The organism is Sorangium sp. So ce726 (assembly GCF_051521405.1).
Classification (GTDB): domain Bacteria; phylum Myxococcota_A; class Polyangia; order Polyangiales; family Polyangiaceae; genus Sorangium.
In genome coordinates this window covers 12407585-12426719 of the sequence record NZ_CP150349.1, presented here as the reverse complement: position 1 = coordinate 12426719, position 19135 = coordinate 12407585, and the positions used below count along the sequence as shown (strand labels likewise).

Genomic DNA, 19135 nt, shown 5'->3' with positions numbered 1-19135 from the left:
GGCATCGCAGATGCGCTTCGGGGTTGCGCCCCAGTGGAGCCAGAGCTGGCCGTCGTCGACCGGGCCGTCGAATGTGGACGTGGTCGCCGTGGGCGACTGGCTGCAATCTGGCGGCTTCACCAGCACACATAAGACCAAGCTTCAGCAGATCGTCAATGCGGGGAAGACCCCCTACTTCTTCGGCTACATCGCCACGGACATGACGAAGAAGGGGCTCGGGTCCGAGAACGACTGCGACGGCAACAGCGGCGCACCGCTGTGCCAGAGGGGCGCGGCGTACGTGCGCGCCAACATCGCCTCGATGGCGAGCGCCTACCAGAAGGCGGCGACAGGGATCAGCGCGGCCCTCGGAGGGCGCGAGGCGCTGATCCACATCGAGCCGGACTGGTACCAGTTCTCGCAGACGGCGCAGCAGAACGCGCTCACGGAGACGGAGTCCGACAGCTTCATCAACCAGATCCTCGGCGCCATCAAGTCGGGCTGCCCCTCGTGCAAGGTGGTCATCGACTTCAGCCCGTGGTTCAGCCCGTCGGCCACCAAGTGGGCGTCGTCGGTCGCCGACTTCTACGACGGCTGGGATCGCAGCGTGGTCAAGTACGTCGGCCTCACGGGCAAGCAATTCCCGTTCACCACGGGCAAGATCGACAACTTCACCTACAAGGAGATCACCACCGCGCTGAGCCTGCCGCTCGTCATCGTGGACGCGTACACGTTCGGCGGCGGCCCGATCAACGTCGACTCCACCTGGCTGAACGAGAGCAACGTCGCCAAGGCCGTCGATATGGGCGTCGCGATCGTCATGCTCTCCCAGACGGGCGACGTGGCCGGCTATGACAGCTTCATCGCCCGGGTGAAGGGCAGCAGCTCCAGTTCCAGCTCCAGCAGCACCACCTCCAGCAGCTCCAGCTCCAGCAGCTCCAGCTCCAGCACCTCGGGCAGCGGTGGCGGCGGCGGCGGCACCACCACGTCCTCGTCGAGCAGCAGCAGCAGCACCGGCAGCGGCGGCAGCGGTGGGGGCAACCCCGGGACCGGCGTGCGCGTCGAGGGCGGCAACATCACGGTCAGCATCACCCCCAACTCGACGTGGACGGGCGGCTACTGCAACAACGTCAAGCTGACGAAGACGGACAGCGGCGAGACCACCTGGAAGCTCTACGTGCCCTCGAACGGCGCGACGCTCCGTGACTTCTGGAACACCAACGCCGTCAAGCAAGGCACCGACTTCGTGTTCACCGGCGTGAGCTGGAACGCCAAGATCAGGCCTGGAACGAACGTCGAGTTCGGGTACTGCGCGAACGGCACGCGCTGAGCTCCAATCGACGAGCGCCGCGTCTACCGAGGAGGCCTGAAGGCCCCCGGCGGCGCGGCGCGCCGGCCCGCAGGATTGGCCGAACGACACGGGAAGGGCCCATCTTGGGACTCCCCGCGCGGCCTCCGCGCCCGGTCGCGCTCGCCCGCGGCCCGCGCCCTCTGGTACCGTGGGCGCCCCGTGTCCTCCGCCCCGCAGCGCTTCCCCCTCGCCGGCGATAGCCCGGTCGACTCCCTCCACGCCGCCACACTCCCTCGTCGCCGGGTGCGCCGTCCGGTCCGGGGCGCCGCATGGCGCTGAGGCTCCGGGTCACCTGGCGCAATGCGGGCAGCCCGCTTCTGCCCGACGCGCTCGCCGACGTGCAGGCGACGGCCGATGACGCGCCGCTGCCGCTGGCCGGCTCAAGCCCGGGACGTCGCGAGTTCGTGATCCCCGCGGGGGCGTCGCGCGTCACGCTCAGCGCGCGCTTCTCGGCGGCGTTCGACGCCTTCGAGGACGTCCCCGCCCTGGAGGAAGAGGTCCTGTCGATCGAGCAGGCCTTCGACGTGGCGAGCGGGGGAACGGCCCTGAGCCCTACCCCGGACCCGGCGCTCGGGCAGGCTCACCCGCTCGTCGACGTGCAATCTGCGCCCGGCCTCGCGCTCGCCCAGATCAGGACGGATTTCGTCGATATCACCCCGTTCTGGATGGCCTACGCCGGGTACGCGGACGAGTACCAGCGCGAGCACCGGCCCGGGACCGAGCTCGTGGCCCTCGGCGCCACCGCGGGAGATCCGAAGATCTGGTTCGCGAGCATCCCGGAGGCCTGCAAGGCGCCGCCGGACGACGGGACCTCGGCCCTCGTGTTCTACCGGCCGGAAGGGTACGCCTATACCCGGGTCGATCAGCGCCACGAGATGTTCGGGCTGAATCGATACCTGCTCACGCCCGACCCGTCTCCCGGCGCGTCGTTCTGGGCGCGCGACGTGTTCGAGCGCGATCCGCGCGACCAGTCCCGCTGGGTCTATGTCCGCTGCGGCTTCGAGGAGGCGCTCGCCGCGAGCGGCAGGGCGGTGGTCATGCTGCACCCGTGGCCGAGCGGGGCGAGCTTCGGCGCCGCCACGACGGCGAGCCTGCCCGGCCTCGCCGAGGCGGCGCTCCGCTTCCTCTGCGGCGCGCAGAAGATCGGGTTCGGACAGGGCGGGCCGCGGCTCGGGAAGCTCGGGCTCGCGGGCTTCAGCGCCGGCGGGCTGGCCCTGTGGCAGTCGCTCGCGGCCAACAAGGACCGCGTGAGCGAGGTGTTCGCGTTCGACGCACGAGGCATCGCCAAGAACGAGGCCTTGCTCGTGCGCTGGCTCGGCGGCGACGCCTCGCGCCGCCTGCGGATGACCGGCGGCCACCAGCTCGACGCGAACGCGGCGCTCCAGCAAAAGCTCCCTGGCCCCTCCAAGGAAGCGCGCCTGACCAGCCTGCCGCCCGACAAGAGCGGCTATCTCCCCGGGGCGAACCCGCGCTGGGATCACGTGTGCTCCGCGCTCGAGGCGAGCGAGAAGGATACCTATCTGAACGCCGACTGGGTATGGCACCAGTTCGCGATGTTCGGGGGCTTCCCGGAGGCTGGAGAGCAAGCCGCCGTCACGTTCCTCCAGCGCTTCCTGGAGGCGTCGGAGCTCTGAGCCGCACCGAGGCCGAGATCCGGCCGGCCGACGACCGGGCATGTGAGATTCAAACGCAAAGGCGCAAAGACGCAAAGGCGCAAAAAAGAGATGGGGTTGAGCGCGACGAGATGGCGACGGTCGCCGACATGCATTCGAGGGTACACCCCCTTTTCTCTCGTCTTTTTTGCGCCTTTGCGTCTTTGCGCCTTTGCGTTCAACTCTCTCACGCCTGAGCGATGAGCCGCGCCAGCACCCGCATGTCCTCGTCGTCGCCGATCCTCGCGAGCGCGGCGCGCGCCCTCGCGAGCGCGGGCCCGACGTAGCGCAGGTACGTAGGATCCACGCCGATGCGGTCGAGAAAGACGAAGCGGCCCGCGTCCTTCAGCTTGCGCTGGACCGTGAGCACGTCGAACTCCCGGCCAAGCGCGTCGCGCGCCGGCCGGTCGAGCGAGGCGGCGGCCGCATAGTCGTCCAGCCGGGCCTCGACGAATGAGCGATCCAGGTCCTGGGCGCTGTCGTTGAGGAGCGTCGCCAGATCGTAGGCGCGCGGGCCGAGGAGGGCGTCCTGGAAGTCGAGCCAGGCGATCTCGAGGCCCCCGCCCGCCGCGTCCACGACCATGAGGTTCTGGCTCTGGTAATCGCGGTGAACGAAGCCCCGCGGCCACGCGGCGATGCGCCGGGCGAGGCGATCCGAGACGGCGTCGAGCTCGGCCCGGGCGGCGTCGCCCAGCCGGAGCCCGCGCGCGTCGAGCGCCCAGGCGCGGAAATGGTCGAGCTCCCAGCGCAGGAGCGTCGCGTCCAGCGCGCACGAGTCGACGATCGAGCCGCTCGGGAGCGCCGCGAGCGCCCGCTGCGCCCGGGCGAGATCGCGCGCGGCCAGCGCGTAGACCTCGGCGCGGCGGGCGGGCGCGCGCTCGACGAAGGCCGACAGCGTCGCGTCCCCGAGATCCTCCAGCAGGAGCAAGCCGTGCTCGCAATCCTCGGCGAGCAGCGCCGGCACCCGGACGCCGCGCTCCCGGAGGAGCGCGTGCACCTCCAGGAACGGCCACCGCGGGGGAGCGCCGCCGACCGCGACGCCGTCGGCCCCCGCGCTCGGCGCGAACATCGCGACCGCCGTCCCCGCCGGCGTCACGAGGCGCAGGTAGCGCCGGCACGACACGCCCCCGCGCAGCGGGACCATCGACGACGGGACATGGCCCGTGGCCCGCTGGACGAGCCGGAGCAGGGCGTCGGTCTCGAGCTCGCGCACACCCTTTCCTACGCCGGTGGACGGCGCGGACGCCAGGGTTGTCACGACATCGCCCCGCGCCGCGCTGCGGCCGTCACGCCTCGGCGCTCGTCCCCGTCACGCCTCGGCGCCTGTCCCCGTCACGCCTCGACGCCCGTCCCCGTCACGCTTCGACGCTCGTCCCCGTCACGCCTCGGCGCCTGTCCCAGTCACGCCTCGACGCCTTTCCCCCTCAACGCCTTGACGCCTGTTCCGTTGGCGGAACGAGCCAGACGCTCAGCAGGCGCCGGCGCAGCCGTCGGCGCTGTTGAACCAGAGACCGCCCGAATCCTCACACGCGCTGCGGTCGTACCGGCCAGAGCAGCAGCGCTCCTGGCTCTCGCACACCTTCGCGGCGCCCTCGCCGCTCCGGAAGCAGCACTTCCGGCTCTCGGGCGTCTCGGGCGCGGCGGCCGGATCCTCGGGCGCGGCCGGCTCCCCGGGCGCGGTCGCCTTCTCGATGACCACCGGCACCGCAGGCGCGACGAGCGTCGCCACCGTGTCGCAGCCGAACGAGGCAATCATGACGACGAGGGCGAGCGCCGATCCCAGCGCACGGGCGTTTCCAGCCAGCTTCATGATCGCCGTGGGTGGCATGGGCGCAGTGCGGCGGCAAGTTCGTGGCGAGAGCCGTGCTATAACGCCGCGGAATGGCGAACCGTGCGACGAGCGGCGCGACGAAGAGCGCGATGAACCGTGGGACGAACGGCGCGACCGGGCCCGTGAGGGTCACGCCGCTGAACGGAGCAGCAGCCGCCGCCGTTGCATGGCGAAGCCGGGGCGAGCTCCACATCACCGTCATCGTCAAGGCCACCTTCGCCTTCGCGGCGGACGCGGAGATGCCCAGGGTCGAGCCGCAGCAGGTCGTCCAGGGGGAGGTCCATCACGGCAACAACCCTGGGCGAAGCGTCCGGCTCACGAGCGATCTGGCGCCACACCTGGAGCGCGCCGACGTGCTCTTTACCGGCCACGCGCACGCGCCGCCGCCCGGCGCGCCCGTGCACGCCTTGCCCGTGCGACTCTCGATCTCCGATGAGGGCGGGCCCCTCCTCGACAAGGAGCTCCTGGTCAAGGACAGGGCCGGGTTCCAGCGGATGCCGCTCGTGTACGAGCGGGCGCTCCGCGGAGAGAACGACCAGGAGAACTTCCTCGGCGTGCAGGGGACGGGCGACGCGTCCGAGCCCGAGGCGAACATCGTCGATCCCCTCCAGCCGGCGCGCGCGGCCGGCTTTGGGCCCATCGCGCGCGCCTGGCCCGCGCGCAGGCGGCTGCTCGGGGCCACGCCCCGCAAGGCGCTCGACGCCGCCATCGCCGAGATCCCCGATCCCTTCGAGTGGGCCTATTACCAGGCGGCGCCCCCCGATCAGCGGACGCGTTACCTGCGCGGCGGCGAGTGGATCGAGCTCCACGGGCTCCACCCCACGCTGCCGCGCCTCCGGACGCGGCTGCCCGAGGCGCGCGGCCGAGCGCGCGTCCACGGCCTGTCCGCCTTCGGCGTGAGCGAGGGCCACCCGCTCGAGCTGAACGCGGACACGCTGCGCATCGACGGCGACGAGCAGCGCTGCACCCTCGTCTTCCGGGGCAGCCTTGTCGTCCCCGACGAGGCCGCGCTCGCGGCGGCCACCCTCTTGGCAGGGGTCGAGCTCCCCGGCGAGCCGCTCGAGTGGCCCGAGGTGCCGGCGGAGCAGGGCGCCGGGGCCCAGGATCCCGCGAAGGCAGCCGACGCGGCCGGCCGCGCGCGCGGCGTGGGAGGCGACGGCGACGGCGACGGCGGCGACCCCCTGGGCGAGACCCTGGCCGCTCCGGCCGCCGGGGCGCGCACAATGAGCCTCTCGGACGCTGGCGCGGCGGCCGCTGCCCTCGCCTCGGCGGCGGCGACGCCGTTCCGCCCCGGGTCGGCTCCCGGCGACATCGCCGGGCCGGCCGCGGGCGCGCACGGGCCGCGGGTCGACACGGGGACCCTCTCGATCTCCTCGGTGGAAGAAGGGCCGAAGGGGTCTCCCGCCGCGACGCTGGCGCTGCTGCCCGAGGAGGACGCCGGCGCGACGGACCAGCCGGCGCTCCCGTTCCAGCCGGCGCCCCCGGGCGGCGCGCTGCCTCCCTCGATGATCAGCCGGGAGCCGGTCACGGCGGAGGAGCGCGCGAGCTCAGGCACGCTCGCGCTCGCGATGGAAGACGACTGGGAGCCGGTCGCCGGCGCGCCCGGCCCCTCCGGCGCCGGCGCGCTCGCGGCCCCCCCTGCGCTCGTGCCAGCAGCCGCGGAAGCGCCAGAAACGGCGGCAGCGCCGCTCCCGGCTCCTGAGCCGGCGGCGCCACCTCCGGAGCCGCTGCCGCCGGAGCCGCCTCCCCCGCCGAGGCCAACGCTGAGCGCCTCGCCTGCGCGCTCCCCCGAGGCGGACGAGCCGCCGCCGGCCCCGCCGCCCCGCAGGCCGCCGCCTCCACCGCCCGAGCGCCCCGCGCTGCCGACCCCTTCCCCCGCCTTGAGGAGGAGCCTTTACGAACGCTTCGATCGCAAACGGTAGCTCGCCGAGCCCGCATCGACGAGCGCGAGGGGCGCCCGCGGGCGAGGCGCCCCTCAGCAGGAGCCCCTCTCCCACGTCACGAAGGATGGATCGACGATGACGACGCGCAGACTCTCCGATTCAGATGCCCCTCAGCAGGAGACCCTCTCCCACGTCACGAACGATGAATCGACGAGGACGGCGAGCAGACTCTCCGATTCAGATGCCCCTCAGCAGGAGACCCTCTCCCACGTCACGAACGATGAATCGACGAGGACGGTGAGCAGGCTCGCCGCTTCAGACGCCCCTCAGCAGGAGGCCCTCTCCCACGTCACGAACGATAGACCGACGAGGTCGGTGCGCAGGCTCGCCGATTCAGGCGCCCCTCAGCAGGAGACCCTCTCCAACGTCACGAACGATGAATCGACGAGGACGGTGAACAGGCTCGCCGATTCAGACGCCCCTCAGCAGGAGCCCCTCTCCAACGTCACGAATGATGGATCGACGAGGACGATGAGCAGGCTCGCCGATTCAGACGCCCCTCAGCAGGAGCCCCTCTCCGACGTCACGAATGATGGACCGACGAGGTCGGTGCGCAGGCTCGCCGATTCAGGCGCCCCTCAGCAGGAGACCCTCTCCAACGTCACGAATGATGGACCGACGAGGTCGGTGCGCAGGCTCGCCGATTCAGGCGCCCCTCAGCAGGAGCCCCTCGCCGACGTCACGAACGATAGACCGACGAGGTCGGTGCGCAGGCTCGCCGATTCAGACGCCCCTCGGCAGGAGACCCTCTCCCACGTCACGAGCGATAGACCGACGAGGTCGGTGCGCAGGCTCGCCGATTCAGACGCCCCTCAGCAGGAGCCCCTCGCCGACGTCACGAACGATGAATCGACGAGGACGATGCGCAGGCTCGCCGTTTCAGACGCCCCTCAGCAGGAGCCCCTCGCCGACGTCACGAACGATGGTTCGACGAGGACGATGCGCAGGCTCGCCGTTTCAGGCGCCCCTCAGCAGGAGCTCCCCGCCGACGTCACGAACGATAGACCGACGAGGACGATGCGCAGGCTCGCCGTTTCAGGCGCCCCTCAGCAGGAGCTCCCCGCCGACGTCACGAACGATAGACCGACGAGGACGATGAGCAGGCTCGCCGTTTCAGGCGCCCCTCAGCAGGAGACCCTCGCCAACGTCACGAACGATAGACCGACGAGGACGGTGAGCAGGCTCGCCGATTCAGGCGCCCCTCGGCAGGAGACCCTCTCCCACGTCACGAATGATGGATCGACGGGGACGGTGAGCAAGCTCGCCGATTCGCTGAACATTCGACTCGAGCTCTCCGGCTTCTCGTCCGACCTCCTCCAGGTGAGCAGGCTGTCGGGGCGCGAAGCGATCTCCCAGCTCTTCACGTTCGACGTCGAGGTGGTCTGTCCGAGCGAGGACGGGGTCGACGGGCAGACCTTCACGGGCGAGAGCATCGCGATCGTCTTCGAGCAGAACAAGGTCGAGGTGCGGCGCGTCCACGGGATGGTCGCGGAGGTCCACGACATGCTCGCGAACCTGCGCGACCACCGGGCGTACCGCCTGCACATCGTCCCGCGCGCCTACCGGCTGGCGCTGGTCGAGACCACGGAGATCTCGATGAACAAGGCGGTGCCGGATCTCATCAAGCAGAAGCTCGAGCTCGTGGGCCTGAGCGGGAGCGACGTGGAGCTCAGGCTGGCGGGCACGTACGCGCCGCGGGAGTTCGTGGTGCAGTACCAGGAGACCGATCTCGCCTTCATCAGCCGCCTGGCCGAGCACGCCGGGATCAGCTTCTTCTTCGAGCACCAGGACGGGCAGGACACGATGGTCTTCACCGACGGCGCCGGCTTCGAGCCCGCGGCCGGCGCCGAGTCCGTCCAATTCCGCGAGAACAGCGACACGCGCGACGTCTTCGAGCTCGAGGCGAGATCGCGGCTGGTGCCGAGCGTGTATGTCGCCCGCGACTACAACTACCGGCAACCGATGCTCGATCTGACGTCGGAGCACGTCCTCCCCACGGGGTACGCGGGGGGCGTGGTCGAGTATGGCGGCCATTACAAGACGCCGGCGGAGGGGAAGGCGCTGGCGCAGGTCCGGGCCGAGGAGCGGCAGGCGACGCAGCTCGTGTACGCGGGCAGGAGCGCGGTGAGCGGGCTCGGCGCGGGCGCGCGATCGACGCTGGAAGGGCACCCGAACCTGGAGTCGCTCGACCTGCTCTTCGTCGAGGTGGAGCACCGCGCGACGCTGCTGACCGGCAGAGACGAGCCGCGGCGCTACGTGAACACCTTCCGCGCGATCCCGGGCCAGAACACGTACCGGCCGCCGCGCGTCACGCCGACGCCCCGGATCGGCGGCGTCGTCACGGGGATCGTCGACGCCGGGCCGGGGGGCGGGGGCAACGACGCGCAGATCGACGATCAGGGCAGGTACATGGTCCGGTTCCTGTTCGATACGGGGGCAGCCGGCGGCGTGACGTCCAGGCCGGTGCGCATGCTCCAGAACCACGCTGGAGCGAACTACGGCACGCATTTCCCGCTCAAGCCGGGGACCGAGGTGCTCATCGCCTTCGTGAACGGCGACCCGGATCGACCGGTCATCGTGGGCGCCGCGCCCAACCCGCTGACGCCCTCTCCGGTCAACAGCGCGAACCGGTCGACTCACCGGATCAAGACGCAGGGAGGCATCGTCTTCGATCTCGTCGACGAGTGAGCCGCTTCGATAACGCCGCTCAGGGAGCTGGCTTCTTGCCGGGCGTCGGGCGCGCGGCGGGGGAGGCTCCCTGGGCGCCTGTCATGGCCCGGATGGCGTAGTTGAGCGCGGCGCGCAGGTTGCGTTGCGTGTTGAGCTGGGAGAGGTCGAGGCCGAGCGCGACCATGGTCTGGGCGACCGTCGGCTTGATGCCCGCGACGATGCCGTCCGCGCCGAGGAGCCGGATGGCGGTGATGAGCTGGATGAGGTGGCTCGCGACCTTGGTGTCGACGACCTCGACGCCGGTGAGGTCGAGGATGGCGAAGCGCGCCCGCTTCTCGACGATCTGCGCGAGCAGGCTGTCCATGACCTCAGCGGTGCGGACGCTGTCGACCGTGCCGACCATGGGCAGCGTGAGCACGCCGTCCCAGACCTCGATGATCGGCGTCGAGAGATCGCGGATCACCTTCTGTTGCGCTGCGATCTGGTCGAGCTGGATGCGCAGCTCGTTCTCGACGAGCCGCGAGTCCGACACGTCGAGCGAGACCCCGAGCACGCCGTCGATGAGGCCGCCGGGCTCGCTGCGGAGCGGGATGAGCCAGGTGTCCCAGTCGGCGCCGTGCGCCTCGCCGCGAGCGCGGCGTACCTGGCCGTCATACCATTGCCGCATGTCGGCGGCGGCCTCCGGGGTGGCCGCATAGAGGTCGTACACGCTGCGCCCGACGTGCTGCCCCCGCTTCAACCCGGCCTTCGCGACCGCTTTACCGTCGTGATAGAGGTAGATCCCGTCGCGGTCGAGCGCCCATATCGTCATGGGATCCACGTGCTCGGCGAGGCCGTCGAGGATGCGCGCCTTGAGACGGAGCGTGCTCAGCTCGTCCCCGGTCATCGGGGTCGCGACGGCCAACGGCGCGGGCGCGGGCGCGGGGCGGAGCGAGCCGAGGACGGCGCTGCGGTCGGACGACCGGCTGGCGCTGCACGAGAGCAGCCGGTAGGCGCCGCCGCCGTCGCGCAGGCGCACGCTGAACACGACGGGCTCGTCCCTGTGAAGGAGTGTCGACCAGGCCGCCGAGAGCGCGGCGCGATCGTCCGGGTGCGCGAGATCCGCGAGGAGCGCGCCCCCCTCAACGGCGGGGCCCAGCGCCTCGCGGAGTCCGCCGCTCCCATGGAGCAGCGCTCCGTCGGCCGAGGCGATGAAGAGCAGATCGGGAGAGCGGGCGAAGAGCTCACCGAGCAACACACTGGGGGCAGATTCCATCAGTCTCACGACTCCTCAGAGAGCAGAGAAGGATAAGTGTAGCGTGGACGGAGCAGGCCGTGGAAGGGGCTCCCGGGCGGCCATTGGGCGATGGGACCGGGAGAAACGCGTCACAACGTGGGGGCGCTAGCGCTAGCGTGGCGGGCGCTGCGCGGCAAGACGGTGAGCCGGCTCGCTGCTGCATGAGGTGCGGTGAGGTGAGCCGAGGACGGTGGCACACCGACTTGCGTGGACCGGAGCAGGTGGCAGCGCCGGCCAGCGGCGACCGACGCCGCGCCGCACCGGCCTCGACAAAGCTTCACGCAAGATCAGGAGACGAATCGCCCCGTGCGCCGCGAGGCCGGGCAACCCCCACAACAGCCTTCTCGTCCTGCCCCCGGAACTCCCGATCTCTCGCGGAGAGACTCCACCCCTCCAGCCCCGGCGGGCCCCCTTCCAACCGCAGCTCCCCCCGTGTGATAGCCTCGCAGCACGCATGGCACCCTACCGCTCCTCTCGCGAGGACCGCGCCGCGCCCCCGCCGCCGCCCCCAGGCCCGGTCGCCGACATGGTGCAGCAGTTCGCCGACCCCTACGCCTTCCTGCGCGAGCTCGTGCAGAACGGCATGGACGCCGGCGCGCGGAAGATCGCCGTGCGCGTCGAGACGCTGCCCGGCGCGTGCGCCACCTCGGTCACCGACGACGGGTGCGGCATGAGCCGCGAGGACATCGAGGGCCCGCTGCTCACCCTCTTCAGCTCGTCGAAGGAAGGCGACGTGACGAAGATCGGGAAATACGGCGTCGGCTTCGTCTCCGTGTTCGCCCTCCAGCCGGAGCAGGTCGACGTGGAGACGTGGCGCGACGGGAAGGCATGGCTCCTCCGGCTGCACAGCGACACGAGCTACGAGCTCGAGGACGCCGGCCCGCGCCAGGGCAGCGGCACGCGCGTGACCCTCATCCAGCGGCTCGGCCGGGAGGCGTTCGTGGAGCACGCGCGCCGCGCGCACGCCGCGCTCCGCCGGTGGTGCCGCCACGCCGATCGCGAGATCACCCTCAGCATCGCAGACGACGAAGGCGGCTCCCGCACGGGCGCGCTGCGCATCGACACCCCGCTCGCCATCGCAGCGCCCGTCTCCGTGACCGCCGTCGAGGAAGAGACCACCGTCGTGGTCGGCCCCTCCGCCGGCGCTCAGCACCTCGCGCAGCCCGGGAGCGGGGACGGGGACCCACCCGTCGAGCGCGGCCAGAGCTTCGCCGGCTTCTACAACCGCGGGCTCACCCTGTTCGAGACCGCGGACGAGCTCTTCGGCGGGCTCTCGGGCGTGCGGTTCAAGGTGATGAGCCCCCACCTCCAGCACACCCTGAGCCGCGACAACGTGCGCCGCGACGACGCCTTCTGGGAGGCGATCGCGCGCGTGCGCGAGCTCGTCAAAGGTCCACTCCGGCGCGAGCTCGCCGCCCGCCTCCCGCAGGCCGCGGCCGCCGCTGCCGCCGGCGACGCCGAGGGCGCCGCCGCCTACGCGGCGATGCTGGAGGCGGCGCTGTCGCCGCCGACCGCGCTCGATCCGGACGAGATCCCGTTCCCGCTCGCGAGCCCCGTCGCCGGCGACCGGAGCCGCGCGGGGCTCCGGGCGCTCGCGCCAGGGCGCGAGCCGCTGCTCGTGGCCAGGCGATCCGACGCGCTGACCGCGGCCATGGCCCGCAGCGGGCTGCCCGTCGTGCTGTGCAACCACCGCGCGACCAGGACGCTGCTGAAGCGGTGCTTCCCGGCGGCGCGCGTCGAGAAGGCGCACGCCGCCTACCTGCTCGTGCGCGAGGAGCGCGAGGAGCCGAAACGCGCCCGCTCGGCCGACGCCGCGCTCCTCCAGGTGATCGCCGACGCGCTCGCGCGCGCCCGGCACGGGGTCGCCCGGGTGAGCCTCTGCCAGGTCGAGGGCGCCCTCCGCCAGCGCAGCGGGTTCCTCCTGCCCTGGAGCGCGGAGCGCGCCGGGCCCGAGCAGAGCTGCCACGCGGCGCGCGAGGTCGTGCGCCGCGCGGCGCGCTTCCCGCCCGGACACGCCCTCTACCTCAACATCGAGAGCGACACCGTGGCCCTCGCGCGCAGGCGCGCCGCCGTCGACGCGGTGACCGCCGGCAACCTGCTCGCCCGCGCGCTGCTCGTCGAGGCCAAGGGGCCGCTCGATCCCGAGGACAGCGACCGGCTCCTCGACCTCTCGGCGAGCCCGCCGCCGCTCGCGAGCGCGGCGCGCGGCGGGAGGGCGCCCGCAGGCGGCGCGCGCCCCGCGCCAAGGGGGCCCCTGCGGTGAGCCGGGTCGTCGCCCGCGGCGCGATCCGCGTCGATGCCCGCCGCGCCGTCCAGAAGCTCAGGGAGCACCTGCTCGTCGACCTGGACCTCTACCTGCTCGAGCTCGTCCGCGCCGCCGCGGCCGGGGGCGCGACGCAGATCGATCTCCGCTACGACGCCGACGACGTCGTCGTGACCTTCGACGGAGAGCCGCCCGACGGGCCCGCCCTGGCGCGCCTCTTCGACCACGTGCTCAACGCCGCGCCCGACGCCGCGTCCCGGAGGCTCCGCCTGCTCGCGCTCGGCGTGAACGCGGCGCTCGGGCTGCGCCCGGCGCGCGTCGACCTGCTCACGACGGGCCGCGGGGCGTCCGGCGCGGCCGCAGGCGCGAGCTGCACGCGCGTGCGCTTCACGCCCGCCCTGCTCGAGGCGCCCGCCGAGGGCCCCGCGTCGGCCCCCGGCCCCGCCTGCGACGAGGTCCCGAGGCCGCCCGGAATGCCCGCGTCTGGGCTGCGCATCGAGGTGCGGCGGAGGCTCGGCTGGTCGGTGCTTCGCCGGGCGCTCACGGGCGATAGCCCGCCCGAGCTCGCGCACCTCGCCGCCGCCACCGGCGATTTCCCGATCCCGATCGCGCTCGCCGGCGAGCCGCTGCGCCACGCTCTCCCGAGCAGCGACCTCGCGGTGCTCGTGCGCGTGCCGTTCCACGTGCGCGGCGCGCGCCGAGCCGCGCTGGAGATCGTCGCGCCCCCCGAGCCCGCAGGAGGTCCGGCCAGCTCGGCGCCCCGCTCGCGCCCCCTCGCCGCGCCCATCGCCACCCCGCTCCCCTCCGGCCTCCCCGTCGTCGACTACCTCGAGCACGGCGTGCGGCTCGTCCGCGAGCGCTGGACCTTCGCACCGCGGTTCCCCTCGGCGCCCTACCAGGGCGTCGAGCTCCCTGTCCGCGTCGTCATCGACGCGGACGCGCTGCCTACCAACGCGTCGCGCTCGGCGGTGCGCGAGGACGCGCCCCTCCGCGCGCGGCTCCGCGAGGCGGCGGCCGGCGCGCTGCTCGACGCCATCAAGGCCCTCGCCGCGCTCGTCTGCGGCGAGGGCGCGATCCCCGACGGCGCGCTCGTCGTCGACGAGGACCGCGGCCGGCTCGCGGACGCGCTCGCGGCCTTCGCCTGCGTCGCGACCGGGGCGGCGCGGACGGGCGCCGAGCTGCCCGCCGAGGCGCAGGCCGTGCGCGAGCTCCCGCTGCTCCGCGACGGGCGCGGGCGGCCGACGTCGCTCGCGGCGCTCGAAGCGCACGATGCGCCGCGGCTCTTCCTCTTCCGCGGCGACGCGAGGCTCCCGAAGGAGCTCGCCCCCTGGGCCGGCGACGTGGTCTGGAGCCCGGGGGGTCTCGTCGAGCGCGCGCTCGCCGGGCTCCCGCTCGCCGACGCCGAGGCCATGATCGAGCAAGCGAAGCTCGGCGCCGAGCGCCGCAGGGCGTTCCTCCTGCACGCGACCGGCGATCCCGTCGTGCCGCCCTCCCCGGAGCACGCGTTCCGCGGCGCCTTCCAGGTGGACGAAGGGCCGCTCGCCGGCCTCCGCGGCGAGCTCGCGGTCTTCGCCGACGCGCGCGAGCCCCCGCGCGGCGCGGAGGTCCGGGTGTTCGTGGAGGGGCGGCACCTCGAGACCGTGGAGCTCGATCCCGCCGCCGTCCCCTTGCCCGTCGAGATCGCGCTCGCGTGGAAGGGGCGCGTGCGGCCGCGGTTCGCGTACGACGGGGTCGAGCGCGACGCGCGCTTCTGGCGCGCCGTCCGCCACGCGCTGAAGGTCGCGCTCGCCGCGGCCGACCGCGAGGCAAGGCGGCTCTTCGGCCCGCGGGACGCGCGCTCGACGACGCCCGCGCCTGCGCCCGAGAGCGAGCTCGCGCGCTTGAGGCCCGCGCTGCGCGCCGCGATCGGCGCGGTGTTCTGCGCGCCTCGGCGCCTCGGCGCCGCGGACGGCGGCTCCGGGCGCGGAGGCGGCGCGGCGCCGACCCCGGACGACGGCCTCGCGACCTCGAGCTTCGAAGGCCTCCTGGATGCGCGGATCTGGCCCACGCTCGCGGCGGGGCGGTTCGTGAGCGTGAAAGGCCTCTCGGCGCTCTCCCGGGCGGCGCGCGGCCTCTGCACGGCGCCGCCCGAAGCGCGGGGGCACGCGGCCGACCGCAGGCCGGTGCTCGCCGTCTCGCAGCGCGAGCTCGACTGGCTCGCCGCCGCGCTCCCGGAGCGCGAGCTCGTCCCCTACTCCCCGGGGCTCTTCACCGAGGGCGAGCTCGCGGAGCGAGGGCCGGCGCGGCGGCGCGCGCTCGCGGCGTCCCTGGAGAGGCTCGCGGCGCTCTCCGCCGGCGCGCCGATCCTCGAGGTCAGCGGCCCCGGCTTCCTCGCGCTCGCCACGCCGAGCGACGCGATGGTCGAGGTGTGGCACCACGCGTCGCGGCCCCTCGCCACGCTGGAGGCCGCGCCGCGGTTCGGCGCCGCCGCCATCGCGATCGACGACGACGCGGCGACGCCGAACAGCGGCTGGGACGGCCTCCTGTCGCCGCGCAACGACGTCGCCGTCCACGCGGTCGAGCGCGCGCTCTGCGAGGCGCTCGTGGCCGCGCTGGAGGGCGACGCCGCGGCGCGCGCGCGGCTCGGCCTGCGGGGCGATCCGCCCCGCGAGCGCGGCAGGCCCGACGCCCGCGTGAGCGCCTACCTCCTCGACAGCGTGCAGGCGCTCGAGGCGCGCGCGCGGGCGCTCGGAAACGCGCCCCTCAAGGCGGCCCAGAGCGAGCTCGCCGCCCGCATCCGGCGCCTGCCGCTGCTCGGGATGCTCGACGCGCGCGGCCAGGAGGTCGCGTGCTCGCTCGAGGCGCTCGACGAGACGCACCCGGCGCCCGCGCCGATCCCGGTGCTCGACGCGGCGCCCGGCTTCGAGACGCTCTCCTGGCACCCCCTCATCGTCCGCAGCCCTCGAGAGCGCGCGGCCCTGATCCGGTGGGCCGGCGGGCGCGCCCTCCTGGCGCAGAGCGGAGTGCCGGCGCGGCGGCAGCGCGCCGCCGCCGAGCAGGAGCGCCGCGCCTTCGCCGGCAAGGCGCAGCAGGAGCATGGCCCGCGCGGCGCCGCTGGCCCGCCGCGCGCGCCGCTCGCGCTGCCGGGCGCGCCCTCGCACCCGCTGCTGCGGGTGAGCGCCGCCGCGCTCGGCGTGCAGGGGCTCGAAGGCGAGATCGAGATCGTCGAGGGGCCGGTGTCGGACGCCCGCTTCGTCGGCCCCGACGGCGCGGAGCGGCGCGTGGAGGTGGAGCTGCCGATCCCGCTCCGCCTCCTCGTGCGCGCCGGCGCGGCGGACCCGTCGAGGGACGCCTCGCGCGCGATCCTGACGCGCCTCGCGAAGGCCGCGGGGCGCCACCTGATCGCGCTGGCGCCGCGCTTCGACGAGCTGCCGCCGTTCGCGCGGGGCCACGCGCGCCGCGCGGTCCTGAAGACGCTGGCCCAGGGCAAGCGCGTCGTCGCGGAGGCGGCGCGCGCGCAGCTCTTCCACGACATCGAGGGGAACCTCTTCTCGCTCGACGACCTCCGGCGCGACCCGCGCGCCGAGTGGCTGTGCACCTCGACGCCGCCGCCCTACCCGAAGCAGCGCTACGAGCGGCCGGTCCTCGCGCTGAGCAGGCCCGAGCGGCTGCAGCTCGCGACCGCCGTGATCGTCAAGGATATCACCGACGCTGTCGCGCGCGATCGCGCGGTCGAGGAGCGCCTCACGGCGCCGCCGCTCGCCGCCGTCGGCCTCGATGCGGCCGCGCGCGCGGCGTGCTTCGCGATCCTGCCCTTCGAGCAGCCGGCCGGCGCGCAGGAGGCCGCGCCGCCCGCGCGCGGCGAGATCGGCCTGCTCGCCCCGGAGCACGCCGGGGCGGCGGGCATCGCGGTGCACGTCGGGCGCCGCCCGCTCTGCGCGCTCGACGCCGGCGATGGGTGGCCCCTGTGCGCGGCCGTCAACGACGACGCGCTCGAGCCGAACCGCGCCTTCGACGGGCTCAAGGCCCGCGGGGACGCGTCGAGGCTCCGGCAGGCGGTGCGCGACGCCGCCGCGCGGTGGCTGCGCGCCCGGCTCGCGCCGCCCGGCGACGCGCTCGCGACGCGGTGGATCGACGTCGCCACCACCTGGCCCCGGCCGCTGTTCGTGACCGGCGCGCTGTGGCTGCCCGCGCGGTGGCCGCGCACGCCGCAGGTGCTCGTCGCCGCGCCCTCCGCGGCGATCCTCGGCGAGGGCGGCGGCGGCGGCGGCGACGGCGGCGGCTTCACCCCGCTCGCGCTGCGCTGCGGGACGGGCGTGGGGGCCGGCGTGGCCCCGCTCGCGCCGGTCGAGGGGAAGCTCCTCGTGTGGCCGCTGCGCGAGGCGCGCTGGGACGCCATCGCGGAGCTCGCCATGGAGGCCGCGGCCTCCATGGCGGCCGAGCTCTCGGACCAGGAGGCCGCGGCGCCGTACCTGTGGAACCTGCACCTGCTCGGCCGCCTCTCCGGCGGCAAGCTCGAGGCGCAGACCGCCTCCGGAGAGAGCGTCGGCCCGGCGGCGGTCCGCGCCGAGCTCGCGGCGGGCGGCTGCCTGTGGATCTCCGATCGCCGGGGGAGCGCGGACGGCGATTTCCCGGACGGCACGCCGCCGTTCGTGCTGCTCGACGACGGCTCGCCGCTTGTCGAGGTGCTGCGCCACCGCGCCGCCCCCGGCGCGCTGCGCGAGCTCGGCGCCCTCGCGGCGCCGCCCGCCCCGGCCGGGGCGATCGCGGCGGAGATCGGGCCCGCCTCCGGAACGGGCCTTCTCGCCTCGAGCGCGGGCCCTCCCGCCGCGGGCGCCCGCGGCGCGGGGGCGCCCGCGTCCACGCGAGGCGCGGAGGCGCCCGCCGCGGAGGCGCCGCCCGACTCGAGCGGCGCGCGGGCCTGGGCGATCGCGCTGTGGCGCAGCGTGCTCGGCCTGCTCGGCGGCGAGGCGGCGCCGCTGCCCGGCGCCACGCCCGAGGGGCAGGAGGCGGCGGTCGCGGGCCCGCTCGCTGCCGCGCTCCACGAGGCCATCGCCCGGATGAACCTCGAGGGGTCCCCGGTGCGCGCCGTCGTCGAGAGCCGCTCAGGGCGGCCGATCCGTTACGACGCGAGCCGGAGCCACATCGTCGTCAACACCGAGCACGAAGCGCTCGGTTGGCTGCGCGCGCGCGGGGCGCCCGACCCGGCGGCCGTCGCGCTGCTGGCGGCGGCCGCCGTCGGCGAGGTGAACCGGGCGCTGAAGTCGGTCACCGACGCGGAGGAGCGCCGGGCGCTCGATCATCTGCTGCGCTCCATCGGGTAGCGCGCGAGCGCCCCGCGCCCGACGTTGCCCGCGCGCCGCCGGGACGCAAAGCTCTTCCCCGTGGACACCGTCTTCACCGTCGGCCACGGCACCCGCAGCCTGGAGGAGCTCGTCGAGCTGCTCGGCGAGGGGCCGGCCGACACGCTGGTCGACGTCCGGAGGTTCCCTGGATCGAGCCGCTCCCCTCACCTCGGCCGCGCTGCGCTCGCCGAGGCGCTGCCCCGGCTCGGGGTGACCTACGTCTTCCGAGGCGACACCCTCGGCGGACGGCGGACCGGGCGGGCCGACTCGCCGCACGTCGCCTGGGAGAACGCGAGCTTCCGGGCCTACGCCGATCACATGGAGACCGCCGCGTTTCAGCGCGCGCTCTCCGAGCTCGACGCGGAAGCGCGCGCTGGACGGCGAATGGCCCTCCTGTGCGCCGAGACGCTCTGGTGGCGGTGTCACCGCCGCCTCATCGCCGACGCCCTCGTCGCGCGCGGGCTCGCGGTCGTCCACCTGCTCGGCCCCGGCGCGCGGGCCCCGCACGAGCTGAACCCCGCCGCACGGCCCGACGGCGCCGGCCACCTGATCTACGACGTCGGCGCGCAGCGCGCGCTGCCGCTCGGCGGCGCCAGCGCGGAGCGCACACCCGCGCGGCGCGAGCCCGCGCGCCCGCGCCGCGCGCGGTGATCCCGGCCGCCCAGCTCGCCCTGGATGAGTGTGCCAATCGCCGTCCGCAGGAATGCGACGCGCCTCGGCTGCCCCTCCGCGCGGCGCTCACCGGCCCGAAGCCGGCGGATCGCCGCGAAATCTGGGTCCTTCTCACCCGCGACGAGCCGCCGACGCACGCCGGCTGGGAGCCCGCGAGCCACCTCCGGTATCGCT

At 74.1% G+C, this 19135-nt stretch carries 10 protein-coding genes; 7 read left to right on the top strand and 3 right to left on the bottom strand.

From position 1 onward, the window contains the following. Positions 1-10 precede the first annotated feature (10 nt). On the top strand, positions 11-1309 hold the full coding sequence (locus WME79_RS46350; protein WP_437528650.1) for a cellulose binding domain-containing protein: 1299 nt from the start codon (positions 11-13) through the stop codon (positions 1307-1309). 290 nt (positions 1310-1599) lie between these two features. After that, entirely contained in the window at positions 1600-2964 is a 1365-nt protein-coding gene (locus WME79_RS46345; RefSeq protein ID WP_437528649.1) for a hypothetical protein, read from the top strand. A gap of 205 nt (positions 2965-3169) precedes the next feature. Here the strand turns inward: WME79_RS46345 and WME79_RS46340 are convergent, their stop codons facing one another. Then, positions 3170-4195, bottom strand: coding sequence for an aminoglycoside phosphotransferase family protein (locus WME79_RS46340; RefSeq protein WP_437528647.1), 1026 nt, complete (start codon positions 4193-4195; stop codon positions 3170-3172). Between the two features lie 255 nt (positions 4196-4450). After that, positions 4451-4792, bottom strand: coding sequence for a hypothetical protein (locus WME79_RS46335; protein ID WP_437528645.1), 342 nt, complete (start codon positions 4790-4792; stop codon positions 4451-4453). A gap of 110 nt (positions 4793-4902) precedes the next feature. Here WME79_RS46335 and WME79_RS46330 point away from each other — a divergent pair, with 110 nt between their 5' ends. Both WME79_RS46330 and WME79_RS46325 read left to right on the top strand, forming a co-directional pair. Continuing rightward, positions 4903-6735 (top strand): DUF2169 family type VI secretion system accessory protein, encoded by a 1833-nt coding sequence (locus WME79_RS46330; protein ID WP_437528643.1) that lies wholly within the window; start codon positions 4903-4905, stop codon positions 6733-6735. A 96-nt stretch (positions 6736-6831) separates the two neighbouring features. Further along, entirely contained in the window at positions 6832-9444 is a 2613-nt protein-coding gene (locus WME79_RS46325; protein ID WP_437528641.1) for a type VI secretion system Vgr family protein, read from the top strand. A 19-nt stretch (positions 9445-9463) separates the two neighbouring features. On the opposite strand, the gene WME79_RS46320 is transcribed toward WME79_RS46325, so the two are convergent. Continuing rightward, positions 9464-10681, bottom strand: coding sequence for an STAS domain-containing protein (locus tag WME79_RS46320; protein WP_437528639.1), 1218 nt, complete (start codon positions 10679-10681; stop codon positions 9464-9466). Positions 10682-11156: 475 nt separating this feature from the next. Between WME79_RS46320 and WME79_RS46315 the strand changes: the two genes are divergently transcribed. Genes WME79_RS46315 through WME79_RS46305 form a run of 3 tightly spaced genes read left to right on the top strand, consistent with a single transcriptional unit; the run spans position 11157 to position 18940 of the window. After that, positions 11157-12965: an ATP-binding protein gene (locus WME79_RS46315; protein WP_437528637.1), complete on the top strand. Its 1809-nt coding sequence runs from the start codon at positions 11157-11159 to the stop codon at positions 12963-12965. Continuing rightward, complete coding sequence (locus WME79_RS46310; RefSeq protein WP_437528636.1) at positions 12962-18268, top strand: hypothetical protein; 5307 nt, start codon at positions 12962-12964, stop codon at positions 18266-18268. Before WME79_RS46315 ends, WME79_RS46310 begins: the two co-directional genes overlap by 4 nt. A gap of 60 nt (positions 18269-18328) precedes the next feature. Next, positions 18329-18940, top strand: coding sequence for a DUF488 domain-containing protein (locus tag WME79_RS46305; protein WP_437528634.1), 612 nt, complete (start codon positions 18329-18331; stop codon positions 18938-18940). Positions 18941-19135 lie beyond the last annotated feature (195 nt).